This is a genomic window from Actinomadura sp. WMMB 499 (genome assembly GCF_008824145.1).
GTDB lineage: Bacteria > Actinomycetota > Actinomycetes > Streptosporangiales > Streptosporangiaceae > Spirillospora.
Genome location: NZ_CP044407.1, coordinates 3,613,129 through 3,635,255 on the forward strand (window position 1 = coordinate 3,613,129; position 22,127 = coordinate 3,635,255).

General features: G+C 75.3%; 19 protein-coding genes. 5 read left to right on the top strand and 14 right to left on the bottom strand.

Features of this window, described 5'->3' with window-relative positions; all coding sequences use genetic code 11:
* Nucleotides 1-19: 19 nt before the first annotated feature.
* Both F7P10_RS15700 and F7P10_RS15705 read left to right on the top strand, forming a co-directional pair.
* Complete coding sequence (locus F7P10_RS15700) at nucleotides 20-415, top strand: DUF427 domain-containing protein (RefSeq protein WP_151010028.1); 396 nt, start codon at nucleotides 20-22, stop codon at nucleotides 413-415.
* On the top strand, nucleotides 412-1,269 hold the full coding sequence (locus F7P10_RS15705) for an acyl-CoA thioesterase II (protein WP_218040529.1): 858 nt from the start codon (nucleotides 412-414) through the stop codon (nucleotides 1,267-1,269). Before F7P10_RS15700 ends, F7P10_RS15705 begins: the two co-directional genes overlap by 4 nt.
* Here F7P10_RS15705 and F7P10_RS15710 read toward each other — a convergent pair.
* The 4 genes from F7P10_RS15710 to F7P10_RS15725 all read right to left on the bottom strand — a co-directional run bounded on the left by F7P10_RS15710 (nucleotide 1,258) and on the right by F7P10_RS15725 (nucleotide 6,548).
* A complete protein-coding gene (locus F7P10_RS15710) occupies nucleotides 1,258-2,520 on the bottom strand; it encodes an NAD(P)/FAD-dependent oxidoreductase (protein ID WP_151010029.1) in 1,263 nt (420 codons plus the stop codon). The two genes, F7P10_RS15705 and F7P10_RS15710, sit on opposite strands and share 12 nt — an antisense overlap.
* A gap of 86 nt (nucleotides 2,521-2,606) precedes the next feature.
* The gene (locus F7P10_RS15715; protein ID WP_151010030.1) at nucleotides 2,607-4,667 is read right to left on the bottom strand and encodes an iron ABC transporter permease; all 2,061 of its coding nucleotides are present in this window, start codon (nucleotides 4,665-4,667) and stop codon (nucleotides 2,607-2,609) included.
* A complete protein-coding gene (locus tag F7P10_RS15720) occupies nucleotides 4,667-5,686 on the bottom strand; it encodes an ABC transporter substrate-binding protein (RefSeq protein WP_151010031.1) in 1,020 nt (339 codons plus the stop codon). The genes F7P10_RS15715 and F7P10_RS15720 overlap by 1 nt, the downstream gene beginning before the upstream one ends.
* A gap of 46 nt (nucleotides 5,687-5,732) precedes the next feature.
* The gene (locus F7P10_RS15725) at nucleotides 5,733-6,548 is read right to left on the bottom strand and encodes an ABC transporter ATP-binding protein (protein ID WP_151010032.1); all 816 of its coding nucleotides are present in this window, start codon (nucleotides 6,546-6,548) and stop codon (nucleotides 5,733-5,735) included.
* A 251-nt stretch (nucleotides 6,549-6,799) separates the two neighbouring features.
* Here F7P10_RS15725 and F7P10_RS15730 point away from each other — a divergent pair, with 251 nt between their 5' ends.
* From F7P10_RS15730 to F7P10_RS15740, 3 genes are all read left to right on the top strand, one after another.
* Nucleotides 6,800-8,836, top strand: a complete 2,037-nt coding sequence (locus F7P10_RS15730; protein ID WP_151010033.1) for an NB-ARC domain-containing protein — start codon at nucleotides 6,800-6,802, stop codon at nucleotides 8,834-8,836.
* A 147-nt stretch (nucleotides 8,837-8,983) separates the two neighbouring features.
* Entirely contained in the window at nucleotides 8,984-9,994 is a 1,011-nt protein-coding gene (locus F7P10_RS43320; RefSeq protein WP_218040530.1) for a glycosyltransferase family 2 protein, read from the top strand.
* Nucleotides 9,995-9,999: 5 nt separating this feature from the next.
* Nucleotides 10,000-10,629: an acyltransferase gene (locus F7P10_RS15740; protein WP_254716619.1), complete on the top strand. Its 630-nt coding sequence runs from the start codon at nucleotides 10,000-10,002 to the stop codon at nucleotides 10,627-10,629.
* Nucleotides 10,630-10,684: 55 nt separating this feature from the next.
* Here the strand turns inward: F7P10_RS15740 and F7P10_RS15745 are convergent, their stop codons facing one another.
* The 10 genes from F7P10_RS15745 to F7P10_RS15790 form a co-directional block, all read right to left on the bottom strand.
* Entirely contained in the window at nucleotides 10,685-11,263 is a 579-nt protein-coding gene (locus F7P10_RS15745; protein ID WP_151010034.1) for a hypothetical protein, read from the bottom strand.
* A gap of 16 nt (nucleotides 11,264-11,279) precedes the next feature.
* A complete protein-coding gene (locus tag F7P10_RS15750; protein ID WP_218040531.1) occupies nucleotides 11,280-12,659 on the bottom strand; it encodes a glycosyltransferase in 1,380 nt (459 codons plus the stop codon).
* Between the two features lie 8 nt (nucleotides 12,660-12,667).
* On the bottom strand, nucleotides 12,668-13,207 hold the full coding sequence (locus F7P10_RS15755) for a hypothetical protein (RefSeq protein WP_151010035.1): 540 nt from the start codon (nucleotides 13,205-13,207) through the stop codon (nucleotides 12,668-12,670).
* Nucleotides 13,204-14,505, bottom strand: a complete 1,302-nt coding sequence (locus F7P10_RS15760) for a glycosyltransferase (protein WP_218040532.1) — start codon at nucleotides 14,503-14,505, stop codon at nucleotides 13,204-13,206. Before F7P10_RS15760 ends, F7P10_RS15755 begins: the two co-directional genes overlap by 4 nt.
* Complete coding sequence (locus F7P10_RS15765; RefSeq protein WP_218040533.1) at nucleotides 14,502-16,154, bottom strand: glycosyltransferase family 4 protein; 1,653 nt, start codon at nucleotides 16,152-16,154, stop codon at nucleotides 14,502-14,504. The genes F7P10_RS15760 and F7P10_RS15765 overlap by 4 nt, the downstream gene beginning before the upstream one ends.
* A 65-nt stretch (nucleotides 16,155-16,219) precedes the next feature.
* Nucleotides 16,220-17,530: a nucleotide sugar dehydrogenase gene (locus tag F7P10_RS15770; protein ID WP_151010036.1), complete on the bottom strand. Its 1,311-nt coding sequence runs from the start codon at nucleotides 17,528-17,530 to the stop codon at nucleotides 16,220-16,222.
* Nucleotides 17,531-17,553: 23 nt separating this feature from the next.
* Nucleotides 17,554-18,678: a Gfo/Idh/MocA family protein gene (locus tag F7P10_RS15775; protein ID WP_218040534.1), complete on the bottom strand. Its 1,125-nt coding sequence runs from the start codon at nucleotides 18,676-18,678 to the stop codon at nucleotides 17,554-17,556.
* The gene (locus tag F7P10_RS15780) at nucleotides 18,675-19,772 is read right to left on the bottom strand and encodes a DegT/DnrJ/EryC1/StrS aminotransferase family protein (protein WP_151010037.1); all 1,098 of its coding nucleotides are present in this window, start codon (nucleotides 19,770-19,772) and stop codon (nucleotides 18,675-18,677) included. Before F7P10_RS15780 ends, F7P10_RS15775 begins: the two co-directional genes overlap by 4 nt.
* Before the next feature lie 477 nt (nucleotides 19,773-20,249).
* Complete coding sequence (locus F7P10_RS15785; protein WP_151010038.1) at nucleotides 20,250-20,912, bottom strand: response regulator transcription factor; 663 nt, start codon at nucleotides 20,910-20,912, stop codon at nucleotides 20,250-20,252.
* Entirely contained in the window at nucleotides 20,909-22,018 is a 1,110-nt protein-coding gene (locus F7P10_RS15790; protein WP_151010039.1) for a sensor histidine kinase, read from the bottom strand. The genes F7P10_RS15785 and F7P10_RS15790 overlap by 4 nt, the downstream gene beginning before the upstream one ends.
* Nucleotides 22,019-22,127: the final 109 nt, after the last annotated feature.

The window sequence follows — 22,127 nt, forward strand, 5'->3', positions numbered from 1 at the left end:
TTCGAGGGAGGTCGCAGCCTTGGCAGCCGCACGGTCCATGTACCACGAGCGTCCGGACTACCGCGTCGACCTGCTCGCCCGCACGAACCTCGTGACGGCGCGGCTGGACGGCGTCCTGCTGGCCCGCAGCCGCGCCTGCCTGTTCGTGGACGAGCAGGACCACGGGCTCGCGGTGTACTTCCCCGAGGACGCCGTCGACTTCACGCGGCTGGAGCCGACCGGCCACCGGACGGTCTGCCCGTTCAAGGGCGAGGCCCGGTACTGGCGGGCCTCCGGGGGCGACGGGACGGGGATCGCGTGGGCCTACCCGGAGCCGTTCCCGCAGGTCGGGCGGCTCGCCGGGTACGTGGCGTTCGACCTCGACGCCGTCCGCGTGACGATCGGCGCGGGCACGTTCACGGGGGTGCGGCCGTGACCGGTTCGTCCCTCGAGCGGATGCTCGACATCTTCGACGTCCGGCCCGCCGGGGCCTACGGGTTCACCGGCGGCAGCGACGGCGGGGGCCGCCGGGTCGTCGACGGCAGCCAGATCCTCGCGCAGTGCGTCGTCGCGGCCGGGAAGGCGTTCGCCGGACGGACCGTGCGTTCGGCCCACGCGCTGTTCGTCGCCGTCGCGGACCCGGAGAAACCCCTCGAGTTCACGGTGACGCCCGTACGGGAGGGGCGCTCGTTCGCCAGCGCGACGATCGCCGTCGCGCAGGGCGGCCGGACGTGCGTCACCTGCACGGTGCTCCTCGACCGTCCGGGCCCGGACGTCATCCGGCACGACGGATGGACGGGACGGCCGGTCGGGGGCCCGGAGAAGGCCCATCCCGTCGACATGCCCCTGCGAGGCCGCGAACTGCGCATCGAGGACGTCCGGGACTACGGCGACCCGGACGAGGTCGGGCCGCCGATCCTCGACGCGTGGCTCCGCTACGACACCGTCCCGGAGCGCGACGACCTGCGGCGCGCTCTCCTCGCGCACTTCACCGGCCACCTGGCGATCTCGACGACGATGCGGCCCCACGCGGGCGTCGGGACGTCGCAGGCGCACCACACGATCTCGACCGCCGTCATGGGCATCGCGGTGCACTTCCACGAGCCCGTCCAGTGGGACGGCTGGATCCGGTACCACCACGAGAGCACCTACGCGGGCGGAGGCATGAGCCACGTGCGCGGGCAGATCGTCACCGAGGACGGACGGCTCGTGGCGTCCTTCACGCAGGACGGCATGATCCGGGCGTTCGAGCCCCGGGAGACGGGCATGCCCGCCGAGTCACGGCTTTGACATCGCCCTGAGCCGCTTGCGGACGTCGATGGCGCGCAGGTCGTCCAGGACGGCCTGCGCGGCGCGGCGCCCGGAGACCATGGCGCCCTGGATGGAGCCGGTGTCGCGGTGGTCGCCGCACACGTACCGGCCGCGCCCCATCCGGACGGGCCGCCGGAGCGGGAGCGGCGGCGGCATCGCCGGGAGGGCCTCCGCGACCGGGTAGGTGGCGAGGTGCCGCCACCCATTGGTGTGCCCGTAGATCCGCTCCAGCCGGTCGCGCACCCACGGCTCGTCGCCGTCCCCGTGCACGCCGAGGACGGACGTGGAGATCAGCGCGCGGCCGTCCGGCGAGTACTCGGGGGCGGCGTCGGTGAGGACGAGCGTGTCCGCGACGACGCCCTCGGCGTCGATGATCTGGACGGGTTCGCGCAGCGGCGACGAGGGCGCCACGTGGTAGAAGGTCGTGACGGGACGCATCGCGGGCGCCTCGATACCGGGGACGAGCGCCGCCGCGGCCGTCGGGTCCGCGGCGACGACGACCGCGCGGGCCGGGATCGTCTCGCCGGCGACCGTCCGCACGCCCTCGCCGGTGATCTCCTGGACGGGCGTCTCCAGCGAGATCGTGCCGCCGGGGAGCCGGTCGGCGAGCTGCGCGGGCACCGCGCCCATGCCGAGCGCGGGGACGCCGATGGTGCCGCTCGCGAACGACCGCCACAGCAGGTGGAAGTAGCGGCTGGAGGTCTCGAGGTCCCGTTCGAGCAGGACGGCCGCGAGGAACGGGCGCAGCAGCTTGTCGAGCATCGTGTCCGAGATACCCCATTGGCGGAGTTCGTCCTCCGTGCTGCGTTCGGTCGCCGCGCGGATCCGGGACGGCGGCCCGGCGAGGTCGCGGGCCGTCATCGCGGCGAGCGCGGCCTTCTCGCGCGGGGTGCCGATGCCCGCGAAGAGCGTCCGGAGCGTGTACTTGGGGTGCCGCCACGGGAGCATCACGCGCTCGCGGCGCCCGCGGTCGTAAACCACCACCCCGGAGGCGAACGGCCGCAGCTGCAGGCTCGGCAGGTCCAGGATGCGGTGCACCTCGGGATACGCGGTGTTGAACACCTGGAAGCCCCGGTCGAGCCGGAACCCGTCCACGATGTCGGTGCGCATGCGTCCGCCCACGCCGTCCGACGCCTCCAGCACCCGGACGGGCACCCCGTTCTCGCGCAGCCGGACTGCGCATGCGAGCCCGGCCATCCCGGCCCCGACCACGACCACGTTGTCGGCCATCACCCCTCCTCGCGTCTGCCGCAGGCCATGCCCGGAGGACCGGCGATGACGTGCGAAAAGGGGCAAAATCCCGGCAAGGTCGGCGCTCAGGCGGTGGGGGTGCGGCGCATCAGCCAGATCAGGTAGGGCGTGCCGAGGACGGCGGTCATGATCCCGACCGGGATCTCGACGGGCGCGAGGAGGGTGCGGCCGAGGGCGTCGGCGGCGACGACGAGGACGGCGCCGAGCACGGCGGCGACCGGGACGAGCCGGGCGGTGCCGCCGCCCGCGAGGCGGCGGGCGAGGTGCGGGGCGACGAGGGCGACGAACCCGACGTTCCCGACGGCCGCCGCCGCGCCCGCGGCGAGCACCGCGCCCGCGAGCAGGGCGAGGAGGCGGGCGCGGCCGAGGTTCAGCCCGAGGGCGCGGGGCAGGTCGTCGCCGAGCGCGAGCATGTTCACCGGACGGGCCGACAGCGCGAACAGGACGGCGGCGAGCGCGGGCAGGACGAGCCAGCCGAGCGTCGTCGTGTCGCGCGCGTAGGTGCTGCCCGCCATCCAGGTGAGGGCCGCCGAGACGTTCATCTGCTCGGCGACGACCATCAGGTTCGTGAGGGCGCCCAGGGTGACGGCGACGCCGAGGCCGACGAGGACGACGCGGGTCGGGTCGAGGCCGGTGCGGTCGCGGGCGAGCGCGACGACGACGGCGAGCGCGAGGACGCCCCCGGCGGCGGCGAACACCGGGATCAGCGCGGCGGGCGCACCCGGCAGGACCGTGATCAGCAGCACGGCGCCCGCGGAGGCCCCGGCGGTCACGCCGAGGAAGCCGGGCTCGGCGAGCGGGTTGCGCACCACGGACTGGACGGCCGCGCCCGCGACCGCGAGGACGGCCCCGGCCAGCGCGGCGACGAGGATGCGCGGCAGCCGGTAGAAGACGACCGCGTCGGTCTCCTCCGTCCCGGCGCCGGTGAGGGACGCGGCGACCTGGCCCCACGAGACGTCCACGTCGCCGATCCGCAGCCCCACGAGCGTCGCGGCGGCGAGCGCGAGCAGGCCGCCGAGCAGGACGGCCGCGTAGCGGGGGCCGCGCGCGGGCGCGGTGACCGCGACGGCCGCGCCCGCGTCGGCGTCCCCGGTCTGGGCGCGGCGGGCGAGCAGGACGAACACCGGGCCGCCGATCAGCGCGGTGACGACGCCGACGGGCAGTTCGCCGAACCCGGCGGACGGCGGGAGGGCGAGGCGCGCGGCGGCGTCCCCGGCGAGGACGAGCAGCGCGCCGCCGAGCCCGGCGAGCGGGAGGAGCGCGCGGTGGCGGCGGACGCCGAGGCGGCGGACGGCGACCGGGGCCATCAGGCCGACATAGCCGATCGGGCCGGTGAGGGTGACGGCGGCGGCGGCGAGCAGGACGGCGAGGAGCCAGGAGAGCACGCGGGTGCGGGCCACCCGGACGCCGAGCGACTCGGCGGTGTCGTCGCCGAGCGCGAGGACGTCCAGCGGGCGGGCGAGGGCGGGCGCGAGGAGCGCGGCGGCAAGGATGACGGCGCCGATCGTCAGCGGCCGGTCGAGTCCGGACTGCAGGAGCGTCCCGTTGCCCCACATGAAGACGCCGCGGGTGGCGGGCTCATCGACGAGCTGCAGGAACTCGGCCCCCGCCATGCCGCCGAGGGTGACGCAGGCGCCCGCGAGGAGGAGCCGTCCGGGGGTGAGGACGCCGCGGGCGGTGAGCAGGTAGACGATCGCGGCGGCGGTGAGGCCGCCGAGGAACGCGGCGCCGCCGGAGAGCAGGGTGCCGGTCCCCAGGCCGAGGTAGGCGGCCAGCGCGACGGCGAGGTAGGCGCCCGCGTTGACGCCGAGGGTGTCGGGGGCGCCGAGCGGGTTGCGGGTGGAGCCCTGGATGAGGGCTCCGGCGACGCCGAGCGCGACGCCCGCCGCCAGGCCGGCGAGGGTGCGCGGCAGCCGGCTGCCCAGCAGGACGGCCTCCGCGCCCGCGTCGGCGTCGCCGGCGGCGAACGCGACCAGGTCGCCGACGCCGACGCCGGACGCGCCCAGCGTCAGGTGCAGCACGGCCACCGCGCACAGCGCCGCCGCCAGCAGGGCCGCCGCGAGCGCGCCGCCCGCCGCGAGGGACGGGCGGCGAGCCGCCTTGACCTCGCCGGTCGAGGCGGTCATCAGACCCCGAGCGCCTTGCCGGTCATGGTGAGGATGTGGACGCTCGACAGGACGCCCCCGTAGAACCAGGTGCCCGGGTCGAGGGCGATGGCTCGGTCGTCCTGGACGAACGCGGCGCCCGTCCAGACGGGGTTGTCGGCGAGCTGCTCCTTGAACGGGTTGTCGGTGTCGAGGGCGACGTACAGGAACGTGGCGTCGTCCGGCACCTGGGTGACGCCCTCGACGCCGACGGTCGTCATGCCCCAGTCGTCGGGCTTGCCGGTCCAGCCGTTCTTCAGGCCCGCGAGATCCAGCACCTGCGCGACGAGCGCCTTGTCGGTGTGCATCCGGATCTGCGGGGCGTCGTTGGCGGTGAACGCCTGCGCGACGACGTACTCCAGGCCCGCCTTGTCCGCCTTCTCCAGCCGCGACTCGAGGTCGGCCGCGGCCGTGTCGATCTTCTGCAGGACGGCCGGGGCCTGGTCCTGCTTCCCGACGGCCTTCGCGAGTTCGGTGAAGTTCGCCTTCATCGTCCGCAGGGCCGGGTCGGCGAGCGGGTCGAACGCCAGGACGGGCGCGATGTCGGCGAGCTGGTCGTAGTTCGCGGTGAGCCGCGACTCGTCGGAGACGATCAGGTCCGGCTTCAGCGCGCGGATCTTCTCCAGGCTGGGCTCCTGGCGGGTGCCGACGTCGGCGACGCCTTCGGGCAGCTTCGCCTCGGGCGCGCTGACCCACGTCGCGTACCCGTCGGGGTCGGCGTGGCCGATCGGGTTCACGCCGAGCGCGAGGAGGTTCTCGGTGTAGGTCCACTCCAGCGAGACGACGCGGGTCGCGGGCGCGTCCAGCGTCACCGGCCCGCGCGCGGTGGCGACGCTGATGGCGCCCGAGCCCCCGCTGCCGCCGTCGCCGCCCGATCCGCCGGCGGTGTCGCCCGCCGAGCCGCCGCATCCGGCGGCGGCCAGCACGAGCGCCGTCGCGGCGGCGCCGCGGGTCAGGCTCGCGGCGGCGCCGCCCGTCAGGGCGCGCAGGAGTCTTCTCATCAGGGCTTCCTCAGGGGTGAAAAGGGTTGATACCAGGGGGAAAAGCTCAGGAGGCGACCTGTCCGGCCCGCTTGGGGAAGCAGGCGACGTGCCCGGTCGCGGGGTCGCGGACGACGTCGACCTCGATGCCGAACGCGCGCTCGATCGTCGCGGGCGTCAGGACGTCCGCGGGCGTCCCGGTCGCGGCGACGCCGCCGCCGGCGACGACCACGACCTCGTCGGCGTACGCGGCGGCCTGCATCAGGTCGTGCAGGACGACCCCGCACCCGATGCCGTGCTCGCGGGCGAGCCGCCGCACCACGTCCAGCACCTCGAACTGGTGCTTCAGGTCGAGGTAGGTGGTGGGCTCGTCGAGCAGCAGGATCCCGGCGCGCTGCGCCAGGACCGTCGCGAGCCACGCGCGCTGCCGTTCGCCGCCCGACAGCTCGTCCAGCCGCCGATCCGCGAGCGGCGCCGCGTCGGCGACCTCCAGGGCCCAGCCGATCGCGGCGGCGTCGTCGGCGGTGTGCCGGGCGAACGCGCCGCGGTGCGCGTACCGGCCGTGCCGGACCAGCTCGCGGACGGTGACGCCCGCGGGCACGAGCGGGGTCTGCGGGAGGAACGCGAGCCGCCGCGACAGGTCCCGGCGCGACAGCGAGCCCAGCGGCGCCTCGCCCACGCGCACCGTGCCGCTCATCGGGGCCTGGAGCCCGGCGACGGTCCGCAGCAGCGTCGACTTCCCGCAGCCGTTCGGGCCGACGAGCACGGTGACCGCACCGGCCCGCAGCGTCAGGTCGACGCCGGAGAGCACGGCGCGTCCCTGGTGGCCCACCGTGAGGCCGCGGGCGCCGAGCAGGACGTCGCCGGTCGCTTGAGGGGCCACGTGCGCACTCCCGACGCTCGAACGGAACGGTCCACGCGCACGCCGAGTCCGTGCGGTTAGGGCAGGCTAACCCAGAAATCCCTACCGGTTCATCCCAGCTCCTTGCCGTATGCCGGGATTGGTGACTCTTGCGGGTGGATGCCCGGCCGTCCGGTCAGGATCCGATGACTTTGCGGAATCGCTCCGCCACGCTCGGCGGCACTCCCTACGATCTGCATTCAATCCGGCACGTTCCGCGATCAGAGGGATCCATGGACACCACGCCCCAGCGCCGCCCCGGGAACCTTCCCGGGGACCTGCCGAGCTTCGTCGGCCGCGACGTCGAACTCGCCGAGATCGACCGGGCGCTGCGGCTGCACCGGCTGGTGACCGTGACCGGCGTCGCGGGCGTCGGGAAGTCCCGCACCGCCCTGCGGGCCGCCGAGCGGGCCGCGGGCCGCTTCCCCGACGGCGTCTGGATCGTCGCGCTCTCCCGGCTCGTCGACCCCGCGCACGTTCCGCAGGCCGTCGCGCTGGCGCTGCGCGTGCGCGACCAGACCGCGCGCCCCGAGACCGACCTGCTCGCCGAGTACCTCGCCGGACGCCGCTGCCTGATCGTGCTCGACACCTGCGAGCACCTCGTGTCCGGCTGCGCCGCGCTCGCCCGGACGATCACCGCCGCGTCCGCCGGCACCCGCGTCCTGGTCACCGGCCGCCGCCGGCTGGGCGCGCCCGGCGAGGAGGTCGTCGAGCTGGCCCCGCTGCCGCTCCCGCCCGAGACCCCGGACCTCGACGCCATGGCCGGCTGCCCGTCCGTCGCGCTGTTCGCCGAGCGGGCCCGCGAGCACGTCCCGGACTTCGCCGTCACCCCCGCCGGCGCCGCCGCCGTCACCGCGCTGTGCCGCCGCCTCGGCGGGCTGCCGCTCGCCATCGAGCTCGCCGCGGCGCAGCTCGCGCACCGGACCGTCGAGGACCTCGCCGAGCACCCCGGCATCCGCCCGGACGGCCCCGTGCCCCGCCGGACGGCCCCGGTGCTCGCCCCGCACGGCGGCCTGTGGACGGCGATCGGCTGGAGCCACGAGCTGTGCACCCCGGCCGAGCGGCTGCTGTGGGCGCGCGTGACGGTGTTCGCGGGCGCGTTCACGCTGGAGGCCGCCGAGGACGTCTGCACCGGCGGCCCGCTGACCGACGTCGAGGGGGCGCTCGAGGGGCTCGTCGACAAGTCCGTCCTGCTCCGGCGGCCGGACGGGCGGCACCGGCTGCCCGGCGCGCTGCGCGACTACGGGGCGTCCTGGCTGGCCGAGCTGGGCGAGGAGCGGGACGCGCGGCGCCGGCACCGCGACCGCTACCTCGAGATGGCCCGGGACGCGTACCCGGAATGGACGGGCGCCGGGCAGGCCGACTGGTACCGGTGGTTCGCGTCCGAGTTCGCCGAGGTGCGCAAGGCGCTCGAGACGTCCCTCGCCGAACCCGGCCCGGTCGCGCTCGAACTCGCCGGGGCCCTGTGGTTCTTCTGGGTGTCGTGCGACTTCGAGCGCGCCGGACGCGAGTTCCTCGGCCGGGCCCTCGCGCAGGACGACGGCCCCGGCCCGCTGCGCGTCCGCGCCGCGTGGGCGCTCGGCTCGGTGCTGAACTTCCAGGGCGACGCGGCGGGGATCGAACGCTGCGTCGCCGAATGCCGCGCCGCCGCCCCCGACCCCACGGCGGTCCGCGCCGCCGACTACATCGAGGCCGCCGACCTGGCGCTGAGCGGGCGCCCCGAACGGGCGCTCGAACCGCTCCTGCGCCTGGCGGCCGAACCGTGGGACGACCCCGTCCAGGAGGCCACCTGGATGCTGGCGCGCGGCATCCTCGCGTTCGCCCACGTCGTCATGGGCGACTACCCGGCCGCGACCGCGCTCGCCGCGGACATGCGGCGCGACGGCGAGTCCCGCGGCGAGCACAGGTTCCGCGGCTACGGCCACTACATCCACGCGCTGGTCGCCCTGTTCAGCGGCGACCACGGCGCCGCCGCCGGCCACGCCGCGGACGCCTTCGACAGCTTCAAGCTGCTGGGCGACGCGTCCAACATGGCACTGAACCTCGAGGTCATCGCGATCGCCGACCACCTCGACGGCGCCCCCGAGCGCGCCGCCGTCCTGCTCGGGGTCAGCACCCGCCTGTGGGGGCGTGACGGCGGCCGCGCCCGCCGCACCGCGCCCCGGCTCGCCGACGCCCGCCGCGCCTGCGAGAGGTCCGTCGCCGCCGCGATCGGCGAGGAGCAGATGGCGACGCTGTTCCGCACCGGGCTGCACTCCGCCTGGCCGTGACGGGACGCCCGGACGCCATTCGCGAGAAATGTTTCGTTCATGCGGTCGACATCCACGGTTCGCCTTTTCGGGATGGTGTGCAACGAATCGAGCACAGGCGCCTACCCTGCGGCTTTACGCTGACCGGAGGCGGTCTAAATTGGCCGCATGACCCGTCCCCTCGTCAGCGTGATCGTTCCGGTCTATAACTGCCGGAACACCCTGCGCGGCGCCCTGGAATCGGTGTTCGCGCAATCCCTGCCGGCGGACCGGATCGAGGTCGTCGCCGTCGACGACGGCTCGACCGACGGCGGCGGCGAACTCCTCGACGAGCTCGCGGCGCGGCGCGCGGCCGGACGGGCGGGCGGCCGGGTCACGGTCGTGCATCAGGCGAACTCCGGCGGCCCCGGCGCGCCCCGCAACCGGGCGCTCGAGCGGGCGGCGGGCCGGTTCGTGTACTTCCTGGACGCCGACGACCGGCTCGGCCCCGAGGCGCTCGAACGCACGGTCGCGATGGCCGAGCGGAACGGGACGGACGTCGTCCTCGGCAAGCAGGTCGGGGTCGGCGGCCGGAAGATCCCGCGCGGCGTGTTCGACGCGAACGTCGAGCGCACCCACGTGCTCGATCCGGGCTGCGACCTGTTCGGCCGCATGTCGATGGCCGCGCTTCAGCTGTTCCGCCGCTCCCTCGTGGAGGGCGCCGGGCTGCGCTTCACCGAGGGCGTCGCCTCCCACGAGGACCAGCTGTTCACCGCGGGCGCGTACCTGTGGGCGCGCGGCGTGTCCGTCCTGGCCGACTACGACTGCTACTACTGGGCGGCGCGGGCGGACGGGACGAGCAGCACCCAGACGGGCGGCGCCTCGCACGAGGAGGTGTACGCGATCGTCGGCCGGGCCATGCGGCAGGTCGCCGACTGGGCCGGACCGGGCGAGGTGCGCGAGTCGCTGCACCTGCGGTACGTGCGGCTGGAGGTCTGCGGGCGGCTGCACCGGCTCTACCCGGCCGCCTCCGCCGACGACCGCAAGATCATGCTGGCCGGGAGCCGGGAGCTGCTCGCCGCGTGGGCGACGCCGGGCCTGCTGGCACGCGCCCACCCCCTGCACCGCGCCATCGCCGAGTGCGTCATGCACGGCACGGACGACGACCTCGAGAACGTCCTGGCCCCGGCGGCCGGGTAGGCCCGATGACGAACGAACCCGACGGAAGGCACCCGATGAACCACCGCATCCAGCCGAGCGCGCAGGTCGACCCGTCCGCCGAACTCGGCGACGGGACCGCCGTGTGGGACCTCGCCCAGATCCGCGAGGGCGCCCGGCTCGGCGCGGGCTGCATCGTGGGGCGCGGCGCCTACGTCGGCTCCGGCGTGCGGATCGGCGACAACGTGAAGCTGCAGAACCACGCGCTCGTCTACGAACCGGCCGTCCTGGAGGACGGCGTGTTCGTCGGGCCCGCGGTCGTCCTCACCAACGACCGCGCGCCCCGCTCGGTGGACCCGGACGGGCGGCTGAAGCGGGCCGCGGACTGGGAGGCCGTCGGGGTGCACGTCGCCGAGGGCGCCTCGCTGGGCGCGCGCAGCGTGTGCGTCGCGCCGGTGCGGATCGGGCGCTGGGCGATGGTCGCGGCGGGCGCGGTCGTGGCCCGCGACGTCCCCGACTTCGCGCTCGTCGCGGGCGTCCCGGCCCGCCGGATCGGCTGGGTCGGCCGTGCCGGGATCCGGCTGGACGAGCGGCCGGACGAGCCCGGCACCTGGGAGTGCCCGAAGACCGGCGAGGTGTACGCCGAGACGTCCGGCGAACTCGTCGAGAAGCGCTGAGCCGCGCCGCCGGGCCGAGCCGCGCCGCGCCGCCGAGCCGGGCCGGGCCGGGGTGTCAGGGCTTGGCGGTCAGGTCCCTGTCCTGGCGGGTGGTCACGACGGCGTCCGGGTGCCGCCGGGCCAGCCGCCGGGCGAGCGGCACGGACGTCCGGTCCATCACGATGACCCGGACCAGCGGCGCGTCCGCGTCGTCCGGCAGGCGGCGGCGCGCGACGCGGGACAGCACCAGCGGCCGGGCGTGCCGGTAGAACGGCAGGAACAGCCGCCGGTGGACGGCCAGGGACGCGGTGGTGCGGGCGCGGTCCAGCCGGCGGCCAGGACGGCCGAGCCGCGCCACCGGACGCACGAGCAGGCGCGGCACCCGGATCACGAGCGTGTGCTCCAGCCACGTCAGCGGATGCCGGGCCTCGGCGCCGTCGAGGCGGTGCAGCCGGACCCGCTCGTCCAGGCCCTTCCAGCCGCCCGGTTCGGCGGTCACCACGTCGACCCGGGCGCCCTCCTCCGCCGCGAAGTGCCCGGCCAGCCCGATGATCCGGCGGTACTGGCGGGACGGCTCCACGCTCGGGGCGGCGTCCATCGACAGCTTGGGGTCCAGGGCCAGGACCATCACGCGGGGGGTCTGCACGGCGTCCACGTCCTCGTCTTCCTGCTCAGCCCGCTTCGGGGGTGCGGCCGACCAGTTCGGTCAGCCGCCGCACGAGCGGTTCCAGCGCCACGGTGCGCTCGAAGCGGTCCGCGTGGGCGCGGGCCTGCGCCACCTGACGGTCGTCCAGGCCGGCCGCCGCCTTCGCCGCCGCCACCATCGACGCGGCGATGTCGGCGGGGTCGAGGCCGCCGGGGTTGAACCACAGCGGGTAGTCCCGCAGGAGCTCCTCGGCCGCCGAGCCCGGCGTGTGCACCGACACGATGGGCCGTCCCGCCGCCATGTACTCGAAGATCTTCCCCGAGGTGACGTACCGTCCGCCGCCGTTCAGGAACACCAGGACGTCGGCGTCGCGGTAGACATCGGCGAGCGCCGTCTTCGGCACGGGCCCGCGGTGCCGGACGCCCGGGGCCAGCTCGCCGTCCTCCTCGGGCTCCGCGGCCGCGGCGAACCGCCCGCGGAGCCGGTCGCCGGCGTCCTTGAAGAACCCGAAGTAGCCGTAGAAGTCGAGGACGGCGCGGGCGGTGCCGGGGTGCTCGCGGGCGCGGGCGAACCCCTCCACCAGCGGCTCGATGGGCTGCTCGGCGGTGACCGTGCCGACGAACGCGAACCGGGGCGCGCCCTCGCTCGCCCCCGCCCGCGCGGCCGGCGGCGGCTCTGCGGTGGCCGGGAGGGTGTCGGCGTCCCAGCCGTTCAGGACCGTCATCATCCGGTCCGCCGCCCGGGGGTAGCGCTCGGCGTGCCAGGACAGCTGCGCGTCGTTGACGAACAGCGAACTCGCCGCCGACTCCAGCACCCGGCGTTCCCAGCGCCAGGCGGGATGGTCGTCGTCGAACCGGGGCTTCTCGGTGAACTGGTCGAGGGTCCAGGAGTCCCGGTAGTCGATGACGTAGGGCGTCCGGGTCAGCTTGTGGAACGCCCACGCCGCGCCGAACGACGCGAACGGGTTGCCGGTCGCGAGGACGGCGTCGAACCTGCGGCGCGCGTGCATCCGCAGCGCCCGCCGGACGCTCGCGCGCGCCCAGGACGCGTACCGCTCCGGGAACACGTGCTGCTGCCCCCACTCGTACACCGCCTCCGCCAGGTGCGGGAACGCGCCGCGGAACCTGCTGTAGTCGCGCACGTCCGACTGCCACAGGTACCGGTTGAGGTCCGGCCGGACGAGCGTGACGCGCGGATCGATCGTCCCCAGCAACTCGTCGTCGACCGACCCGATCGTCTCGTACAGGAACGGCAGCGGCGCGGCGAACACCGTGACGTCCCAGCCCAGCTCGGCCAGCCGGTTCGCGGTCGCGCGGGGCCGGTACACGCCGCTGGCGCGCGACGGGGGGAAGTAGAACGCGAGGTACAGCAGGCGCGGGCGGCGCCCGGTGATGGGGGCGGTCATGGGGGCGGTCATCCTCCGGCGAATCCGGCCTGGGGCCGCTCGTGGGCGATGGAGTAGGCCAGCCGGGCGCCCGCGGCCGCGATGACGTCCGCGAGGTCGGACGCGGTCACCAGCGACTGCGGGTCGCCGACGACGACGAGGTCGACGGACCGGCGGCGCAGCACCTCGCGGTCGACCACCCGCCGGCGGACCGCGGCCGGGTCGCGGCGGTAGAGGCGGGACAGGAGGCGGTCGACGGGACGGGCGACGCGCCTGCGGTACTCGGCGTCGACCCGGCTGCCCACCCCGCGGAGCGGGCCGGGGAGGCAGACGCGCAGCACCAGCCGCGGCACCCGGTACAGCGGGATCCGCACGGCGGCGGGACGGTAGCGGCGTTCGAGCGCGGCCAGCTCGACCGCGTCGACGCCGTCCGGGAGCGGCTCGCCCGTCCACGCCGACGGCGCGCCGACGAGCACCGCGGCCGCGCCGCCGTCCGCGACGACCCGCGCGGCCTCCCTGATCACGGCGGGTCTGCGGGTGCCGCCGAGGGCGACGAACAGCACGTTCACGCTACGTCCCTCTCTTCGGCCGTTTCGCGGGCCGGCGCGGCGTCCGCCGTGCCGTCCGGCGCGGTGGACCGGGGTTCGGCGTCGGGAAACCAGTGCCGGTGGTGCGCCTCACCCACCGTCCGGAACCCGAAGCGCCCGTCCAGGACGCGCCGGGCCCGCGGCAGGTCGAGGCCGTCCGGGAAACGGTCGCACAGCCTGCGGTAACCCGCGACGATCGACGCCGGGGTGTCGTCGACGTCGACCATCTCCCCGGCCGCGTCCACGATCCCGGCGAGCGTGCGCTCGGGCCCGCCGCAGCGCGTGACGAGCACCGGCATCCCGGCCGCGACGGCCTCGATGACCGTCACGCCGAAGGTCTCCCAGCGGGCCGCGTGCACGAGCAGGTCGTGCTCGCGCATGAGCCGCGCGGACTCGTGCGGCGGGACCGCGCCGGGGAACGACACCGCGTGCCCGATCCCGAGTTCGGCGGCCCGGTCCGCGAGGGCACCGGCCAGCGGGCCCGCCCCGACCATCGTCAGCGTCAACTCCGGGTCGGTGCCGTGGCATCGCGCGAACGCCTCCAGCAGCGGGCCGACGCCCTTGCGCTCGACCAGGGACCCGACGTACAGCCAGCGGCGCAGCTCGGTGACCGGCCGCTCGCGCGGCGCCTCGAACGAGATCGGGTTCGAGATCGGCTCGATCTTGCCGGCGAGCGCCGGGAAGGTCTCGGCGAGCCGGTCGCGCAGGACGTCCGTCACCACGAAGAAGCCGGTGCAGCGCTCCAGGACCTCGGCGTACAGGTCCCGCGAGTCCGGCTGGGCCAGGACCTTGTCGAGGAAGGACGCGTGCTCGGTGACGAACACGCGCGCGTCCGGGCGGGCGTTCTCCAGCGCGGTCCAGCCGCCGCGCAGCCCCACGTGGGCGTGCACGACCGGCGCCGGGATCGGCGCGCCGCCGAGCGCCTCGCGCAGCCACGACGCGTGCTGCCGTGCCAGGTCGGCGAAGGTGTACTCCGGCACCGTCGGCACCGGGACGCGCACCAGCCGGGCGCCCGCGACCGCCGGGGCCGGGTGCAGCGCCTGCGGGAGGAGCCGCCGGTGCGCTTCGCGCGCCGCCTCCACCTCCGCCGCGGGCTGCCGCATCAGCCACGCCTCGGTGTGGTAGACGGTGACCTGGCCGCAGCCGGGCGCCGTCGCGCCGACCATCGCCTCGACGAACGCCCCCGCCCACTCCTGCTGCGGGTTCGGGTACCAGGGGGTGACGACGGCGACGTCGCGGTCGCCGGCGCGCTTGGCCGCCCCACCGCGCTTGCCCGTCACCCCTGCTCCCCGGCACCGATCAGCGGCGCTCCGGGCGCCTCGGGCTCCGGTTCGGGCGCCGTATCCGCGGCGGACGGCTCGGACGGCTCGGAGGGCTCGGAGCGCTCGAGCGTCCGCGCGGACCCCGGCGCCAGCCGGCTGTAGACGCCGTTCAGGACGCCCGCCTGCGCCTCCCACGTCCACTCGCGGAGCAGGTCGGGACGGGCGTCGTACACGGCGCGGTACCGTGCCGGGTCGCCGAGCACCGCCTCGACGGCGCGCACGTAGTCGTCCAGGTCCTCGGCGCGGAACACCTCGCCCTGCCCGGTGCTCGTCACCATGTCGCCCATCGCCTGGACGTCGCTGACGACGATCGGCAGCCGCGCGTGCGAGTACTCGAAGAACTTCGTGATCAGCGCGATCTCGTGGTTCGGCCAGTGGTGGATCGGGATGACGCCGACGTCGGCCGCCGCCAGGAACGGGACGACCTGGTCGAACGGGACGTACGGCAGGACGTGCACGCGGTCGCCGACGCCGAGTTCGGCGGCCCGGGCGATCAGCCCCTGGACGTACTCGGACCGGGCCCGCGCGACGACCAGGGCGACGTGCAGGTCCGGCAGCCGCGGCAGCGCCTCCAGCATGATGCCGAGGCCGCGCTGGACGGACGCGCTGCCGCTGTAGACGGCGATCGGGGTGTCCGGGCCGACGCCGCACAGCTCCCGCATGTCCGGGACGGGCGGCGCGTCGCCGCCCGGCTCGCCCTCGGTGATCGGGGCGTTGAGCACGACGGTCGGCCGCTCGCGCAGCCGGTGCCCCTCGACGAGCCGGTCGGCGAGGGCCTCCGAGACCGTCAGCACCGCGTCCGCGTCGCCCGCGTACTCGCGCTCGTGCGCGCACATGGCGGGCATCCAGCGCGGCCCGATGCCCCAGGGCCGCGTGCCCGGCAGGAACTCGTGCGCGTCCCACACGAGTTTCGTGTTCCGCCCCTTCGCCCGCGCCCGCCGCACCGCGCGCGCGCCGACCCCGAGCATCCGGAAGTCGTTGGCGTGGACGATGTCGGGCTCCAGCTCGTCGATGACGTTCTTGTACGCGCTGTCCCAGTCCCACAGGCCGCGGTCCAGGACGCGCCAGGCCCGGTCGCCGAGGAGCCGCTGCCACACCCGGACGGTGAACCGCTCCAGCGGGGAGTCAAGGTTCTTGCGGGCCGCGGCGAGCGAGTCCGTCTGGCGGGCGCGGACCGTGACCCATCGGCCCTGGAGCCTGGCCGCCACGCCCCGCGCCAGCAGCCAGCCCGTGCGCACCGGGTTCCCGGCGCCGGGCGCGAGGCGGCTCGCGGCGAGGTCGGCGCGCCGGGACTGGACGAGCCGGCGCCGGTACTCGGCGTCGCTCGGATGCCCGTAGGCGAAGGGGCGGCGCAGCGAGGCGCGCAGCACGCCCCGCCGCTCCCGGTCGAGCGCGTGCTTGACCTGGACGAGCCGGACGTGCGCGCCGCCCAGCTCCCAGCCGCGCTTCTTGCCGCCCGTGCAGCCGATGAGGTGCACGTCCCAGCCGGCGTCGGCGGCCGACGTCGCCGCCTTCTGCACCCGCGAGTCGCGGGCGACGTCGTTGTCGACGAGCATGACGATGCGGCCGCGGGCCGCGGCCGGGGGCGTCTCGTCTTCGGTTCGCATCAGGTTCTCCAGTGGTGGTCGTCGGCCGGGCGGATCGGGCGGGTTCCGGCGGGGCTCCGCCCCGCCTAGCGCGGCGTCCCCGCCTCCCCGGCCGGTGCGCCGATGACGACGCGGTCGGCGCCCGTCCAGCGGGCCGGGTCGGTGACGCGGCGCCCGTCCACCAGCACCTTCACCCCGGGGAAGTCGGACGAGCCGAGCGTCCGGTACTCCGCGTGGTCGGCCTGGACGATCGCGGCGGTGACCGGCTCGCCCCGGTGCGGCGGCAGGCCGAGCGCCTCCAGCTCCTCCGGCGTGTACATCGGGTCGGACACGTACGGGACGGCTCCGCGCGCGCGCAGCGCCTCGACCGTCGGGAAGACGCCGGAGAACGCCGTCTCCTTCACGCCGCCCCGGTAGGCCGCGCCCAGCACAAGGACGGGCGCGCCGGTGAGGTCGCCGTAGGTGTCCGCGAGGAGACCCGCCGCGTACTCCGGCATCGCCGTGTTGGCGTCGCGGGCCGCCCGGACGACCGTCGCCTCCGGGTCGTTCCACAGGTACATGCGCGGATAGACCGGGATGCAGTGGCCGCCGACCGCGATGCCTGGCCGGTGGATGTGGCTGTACGGCTGGGTGTTGCAGGCGTCGATCACCTTCATGACGTCGATCCCGGCCGCGTCCGCGTAGCGGGCGAACTGGTTCGCGAGGCCGATGTTGACGTCCCGGTAGGTCGTCTCGGCGAGCTTGGCCAGCTCGGCGGCCTCCGCGGAACCGAGGTCCCACACGCCGTTCGGACGGTCCAGGTCGGGCCGCTCGTCGAAGTCGAGCACGTCCGCGTAGAACGCGACGCCCCGCTCCGCGGACGCGCCGTCGATGCCGCCGACGAGCTTCGGATACCGGCGCAGGTCGGCGAAGACCCGTCCGGTCAGCACCCGCTCGGGGCTGAACACCAGGTGGAAGCCGGTGCCCGCCGCCAGGCCCGATCCCTCCGCGAGCATCGGCGCCCAGCGGGTGCGGGTGGTGCCGACCGGCAGCGTCGTCTCGTAGCTGACGAGCGTCCCCGGCCGCAGCCCCTCGGCGACGGCCCGCGTCGCGGCGTCCATCGACCCGAAGTCGGGCACCCCGTCCGCGTCCACGAACAGCGGGACGACCAGCACGACCGCCTCGGACTCCGCGACGGCCGCCGCGGTGTCCGCCGTCGCCGACAGCCGCCCGTCCGCGACGGTCTCCGCCAGGTACCGGCCGAGGCCGGCCTCGCCGGGGAACGGCTCGCGGCCCGCGTTGACGTCGGCCACCACCCGCTCGTCCACGTCGGCGCCGATCACCCGGTGCCCCTTGCGGGCGAACTGCACCGCCAGCGGGAGCCCGATCTTGCCGAGCGCCACCACGCAGATCCGCATGTGCTGCCTTCCTCGCCGTCCGGTCACCGTTCCGCCCGTACCCCGCGCAGCAGCGCGGGGCCGCCCTCCACGCCGATGCCGCCGAGCACCCCGGACGCCGCCCGCAGCGAGACCGTCTCGCCCGTCCGGGACGACTCCAGCACCGCCGCCGACACCTCGACCGTCCGCAGGCCCTGCCGCAGCGTGACGATGCCGCCCGCCGATCCGGTGCCGCCCGCGCCGGTGCCGCCCGCGCCGCCGCCCGTCCCGTCCCGGAACGCGTCGCGGAACCGCTCGTGCTCGACCGCCAGCGGCTCCGGCTTCGGGATCGCGTAGCGGATCATGTCCCCCTGCGAGACCCCGCGGAACGTCCGCAGCGCCTCCCACTCGGTGCTCACCTCGCCGTTCGCGTAGTACGTCAGGTCGGCGGTGAGGGTGTCGGCGACGAAGCAGCCGCGCTCCCCGGTCACGACCGTCGTCCGCTCCTTCAGCGGGCTCAGCCAGTTGACCAGGTGGTTCACCATCGAACCGGCCGCGAGCCGGCCCACCGCGGCGACCATGTCCTCGTACGGCCGGCCGCTGCGCGCCACCGTGTGCGCGGAGATCGACACGTAGTCCTGCCCGGTGACCCACGAGGTCAGGTCGATGTCGTGGCTGGCGAGGTCCTTGACGACGCCGACGTCGGAGATCCGGTGCGGGAACGGCCCCTGGCGGCGCGTCACGACCTGGAACACCTCGCCCAGCTCGCCCGCCTCCAGCCGCGCCCGCATGCTCTGCAGCGCCGGGTTGTACCGCTCGATGTGCCCGACGCCCGCGACGAGCCCGCGCGACTCGAACGCCGCCACCAGCCGCCGCGCCGCCTCGACCGAGTCGGCCAGCGGCTTCTCGATGAGCGCGCCGGCACCGGCCTCCGCCAGCCGCAGCCCGACCTCCTCGTGCAGCGCGGTCGGGCACGCCACCACCGCGTAGTCGACGCCGAGGTCGAGCAGCTCGTCCAGGGAGCCCAGCAGCGGCACCCCGGACGGCGCCGTCCCCGGCCGCGCCGCCGGATCGACGATCCCCACGAGGTCCACGCCGTCCATCGCGGCCAGCACCCGGGCGTGGTTGCGTCCCATCACCCCGAACCCGACCAGGCCCGCGCGCAGCGCCCCGCTCATCGCCCCGCTCATCGCGCGCCACCCTCGTTCACCGCGTCGGCGACGCGTCCCAGCTCGTCCGCGGTGAGGGTCGGGTGCACCGGCAGCGACACCACCTCGGCGGCGGCCCGCTCGGTCTCCGGCAGCTCCCGGCGCCGCCCGTCCTCGAGGAACGGCCCGAGGCGGTGGACGGGCGTCGGGTAGTAGACGGCGTTGCCGACGCCGCGCCCGTCCAGGTGCCGCCGCATCGCCTCCCGGTCGCCGCGCACCCGGATCGTGTACTGGTGGTAGACGTGCCGCGCGCCCTCCGCGACCGGGGGCGGCACCGCCCCGGTGATCTTCGCGTCGAGGAACGCGGCGTTCGCCCGCCGCCGCTCGGTCCACTCCGCGAGCCGTCCGAGCTGCACCCGTCCGACGGCCGCCGCGACGTCCGTCAGCCGCAGGTTCGCGCCGACGATCTCGTTGGCGTACCGCTCCTCCATGCCCTGGTTGCGCAGCAGCCGCAGCGTCCGCGCGGTCCCCGCGTCCGCCGTGGTGATCATGCCGCCCTCGAGCGAGTGCATGTTCTTCGTCGGGTAGAAGCTGAAGCAGCCCGCGGTGCCGAGGGCGCCCGCCGGGACGCCGTCCAGCGCCGCGGCGTGCGCCTGCGCCGCGTCCTCGACGAGCGCGAGCCCGTGCCGCGCGGCGAGCGGCGCGAACCGGTCCATCGCCGCCGGATGCCCGTACAGGTGGACGGGCATGATCGCGGCGGTGCGCGGGGTGATCGCGGCCGCGGCCGCGTCCGGGTCGAGGCAGAACGACCCCGGTTCGATGTCCGCGAACACCGGCTCGGCCCCCGCCAGCCGCACCACGTTCGCGGTCGCCGCGAACGTGAACGACGGGACGATCACCTCGTCCCCGGGCCCGATGCCCAGCGCCAGCAGCGCCAGGTGCAGCGCGGACGTCCCCGAGTTGACGGCGACGCAGTGCCGTCCGGCGACCAGCGCGGAGAACTCGTCCTCGAACGCGGCGACCTCCGGCCCCTGGACGACCCGCCCGCTGCGCAGCACCCGCACCGCCGCCTCGATCTCCGCGTCGCCGATCACGGGTCTCGCCGCGGGAACGGGCTCCGCTGGTTCCACGGGCATGGGCACACTCCTCGAGGCGGTGGCCGCGGCCGGGACGGCTCCCTCGCGCGCACGGAAAGGGCGCACGGCAAACGGCGTCGCGGACCACGAAAGTCGCGCTTAACGGTCGGATTGTAGCTATATCCGCCTGCCCGGAGCACACCCTTCAAAACACCACGGCCACTCTCCGAGTCGGCGCGTGTACATGCATGGAGAATTTGCGCCCCTGGATCGTTTCGAATCCGTTCGACCCGCCTCAACCGACCTTGTTCGCAGGTCAGAGCAGTCGACAGGACATCCCCTTGCAGTCCCTTTTCCCGAAAGCCGCCTGCACGTCACACAAAATTCGTCCCTGATTCGCATAGCTGTCATTCAATTTCCCCGACCATTAACCCAGTTTTCTCTCGAACGTCATCTATCGGCAGAACGGTCCGTCCGGCACCCGGCCCGCCGGCCGGAAAGGACCGGCCCCTGGCGACGGGCGACGGCGGGTGGGCGTCAGGAGTCGCGGCGGGTCACGAGACCGGACTCGTAGGCGAGGATGACCAGCTGGGCGCGGTCGCGCGCGTGCAGCTTGGTCATCGCGCGGTTGACGTGAGTCTTCGCGGTCATCGGGCTGATCACCATGCGCGCGGCGATCTGGTCGTTGGACAGTCCCCGCGCGACCAGCAGGACGGCTTCCCGTTCGCGGGCGGTCAGCTCCGCCAGCCCCGCCCCGGCGTCCCCGCCGAGCGGCTGGGCGACGAACCTGTCGATGAGTCTGCGAGTGATCGCCGGGGCGAGCAGCGCGTCGCCGCGCGCGGCGACGCGCACGGCGTGCAGGAGGTCTTCCGGCACGATGTCCTTGACGAGGAACCCGGCGGCACCGGCGCGGAGCCCGTTGAAGACGTACTCGTCCAGGCCGTAGTTGGTCAGGATGACGACGCGCACCCCGCTCAGCGACGGGTCCGCCGCGATGCGGCGGGTCGCCTCGATGCCGTCGACGACCGGCATCCGGACGTCGATGAGAACGACGTCCGGCAGGTGTTCCCTGGCCAGGGCGAGTGCCTCCCGGCCGTCGGCGCCCTCGGCCACCACCTCGATGTCGGCCTCGAGGTCGAGGAGCGCGCGGAACCCGCTGCGCAGCAGCGGCTGGTCGTCCACCAGCAGGACGCGGATCACGGCCGGTCCACGGGCAGTTCGGCCAGCACGACGAAACCGCCTTCGCCGCGCGGTTCGGCCCGCAGCCTGCCGCCGAGGGCGGCGATCCGCTCGCGCATGCCGAGCAGCCCGATGCCGGGCGGCGGGACGGATCCCGGCACCGCCCGGCCGTCATCGGTGACACGGACCGCGAGACCGTCCGGACGGCAGTCGATCCGGACCGCCGCCGCGGCGGCGTCCGCGTGCCGGGCGATATTGGTGAGCGCCTCCTGGACGATGCGGTAGGCGGTGCGTTCCACGGCGGCCGGCAGGTCGCCGTGCCGTCCCTCGATCGTCAGCGTCACGTCCAGTCCTCCGGAGCGGGCGCGTTCGACCAGTTCGGGGACATGGTCGAGCCCGTGCGGCGGTGCGGTGTCATCGTCGCGCAGCGCCTCCAGCGTCGCGCGCAGCTCGCGGGTCGCCTCCCGTCCGGCCTCCTGGATCGCCAGCAGGCTCGGCGGCACCCGCTCCCCGCGCCTGCGGGCCACGTGGACGGCGACCTCGGCCTGCACCTTGATGACCGAGATCTGGTGGGTGAGGGAATCATGCAGCTCCCGGGCGATGTGCAGCCGCTCCTCGGCGGCGCGGTGCCGCGCGGTCTCCTCCCGGGTCCGTTCCGCCTCGTCGGCCCGCCGCTCGGCCTGCCGCAGCGCCTCGCCCGCCGCGGCGGCGGCGATCAGCCAGGCCAGTTCGAGGGCGCCGCGCGCCCGCGCGAACGCCTCGCCCGTCCCGTCCGGGCCGGCGGCGAGGGCCGCGAGCGGGAGGGCCGCCAGCACGGCCAGGCTCGCCACCGCCGTGGCGGCGCGGTGCCCGGCCCGCATGGCCGCGTACACCGCGACGAGGAACGCCACGGCGGGCACGTCGAGACCGGCCGCCTGGTACCCCACCGCGCACAGCCCGGTGCCGCCCAGCACGAGGACCGGCGCCCCGCGGCGCGCGGCCAGCAGCAGGCCACCGCCCGCCAGCAGTGCGCCGCCGAGCGGGTCCCAGCCGCCGGAGCGCTCCCCGGACAGCCCGGTGACCAGCAGAATCGTGGCCACACCCACGGCGATCGTCCAGTCCGTGACGCCGGTCCGCGGCCCGCTCATGCGCCGAACCCTAACCGGAGGACGGACGCGCGCGACTCCTGCGTCCGGACGATCGTCCGGCTACCGCGCACGCGGTACCCCGCCGCGCCGCACCCCCTCCGCGGCAGCG